Source organism: Rhizobacter sp. P3_C12 (assembly GCF_056402735.1).
In genome coordinates, this window is record NZ_JBFUGW010000605.1 from 1 (window position 1) to 1,188 (window position 1,188).

At 71.3% G+C, this 1,188-nt stretch carries 1 protein-coding gene; it reads right to left on the reverse strand.

The window, feature by feature from the left end; translation table 11 throughout:
• Window positions 1–855: RluA family pseudouridine synthase (locus AC1DXV_RS34875; protein WP_477938081.1), on the reverse strand; the 855-nt coding region annotated here is incomplete at its 3' end.
• Between the last annotated feature and the right edge of the window lie 333 nt (window positions 856–1,188).

The following is a 1,188-nucleotide window of genomic DNA, read 5'->3' on the forward strand; positions in this document are numbered from 1 at the left end:
CCCGCCGTACAGCGCGTCGGACAGCAGCGTGTGGCCGCGCGTGGCCAGGTGCACGCGGATCTGGTGGGTGCGCCCGGTGTGCAGCTTGCAGCGCACCGCGCTCACCGCGCCTTCGTCGAACTCCGCGAGCGCCACCCGGGTCACGTCGGTCTGTGCCGGCTTGCCGCCGCCGACCACGGCCATCTTGACGCGCGATTGCGGGTCGCGCGCGAGCGGCGCGTCGATGCGGAACGGCTGCGCCGGCACCCGCCCGTGCGCCAGCGCCTGGTACTCGCGCTGCACCTCGCGGGCGGCGATGGCGCGCACCAGCGCGGTCACCGACGGCAGGGTCTTGCCGATCACCATCAACCCCGAGGTGTCCTTGTCGAGCCGGTGCACGATGCCGGCGCGCGGCAGCGTGGCCGCGGCCGGGTGATGCGCCAGCACCCCGTTGAGCAGCGTGCCCGACCAGTTGCCGGCCGCCGGGTGCACCACCATGCCGGCGGGCTTGTCGACCACGATCAGCGCATCGTCCTCGAACACGATGGCCAACGCCATCGCCTCGGGGCGGAACGCGCGGCTCTCGGGCGTCGGCACCAGCTCGACCACCAGCTGCTGGCCGGCCGACACCTTGCGCGAGGCCTGCGTCGCCGGGCGATCGTCGACCCACACGTGGCCGCCCTCGATCAGCGTCTGCAGGTGGTTGCGCGAGAACTCGCCGGCCATCGCGACCAGCGCCTTGTCGAGCCGCACGCCGTGCAGGCTGCGGTCGATCAGCGCGACGCGGCGCTCGGGGGCATCGCCGACGCCGGCTTCCAGGCCCTCGTCGTCGGGATCGCCAGGAAGCAGCGCCGGGTCGTTGGGGGGGTGAACCATATAATCGCCGCTCTTCTTTCGACAGGAAGCGCCGCAGCAGTGGCGCCACGAGGCTCATGAATGTGATTCGCTTGGTTGGCCGGTGGTCGGGCCTGGCATCGGCAGCCGTGTTGGCTACCCTGCTCGCAGCCTGTGGCTCGACCCCGAAAGACGAAACGGCCGGGATGACCGTCGAGAAATTGTATGCAGAGGCGAAGTCCGAAGCCGATGCCGGCAGCTACGAGCGCGCCCTGAAGCTCTACGAGCGCCTCGAAGGCCGCGCCGCCGGCACGCCGCTCGCCCAGCAGGCCACGCTGGAGCGAGCGTACCTGAACTACAAGACGGGCGAGAAGG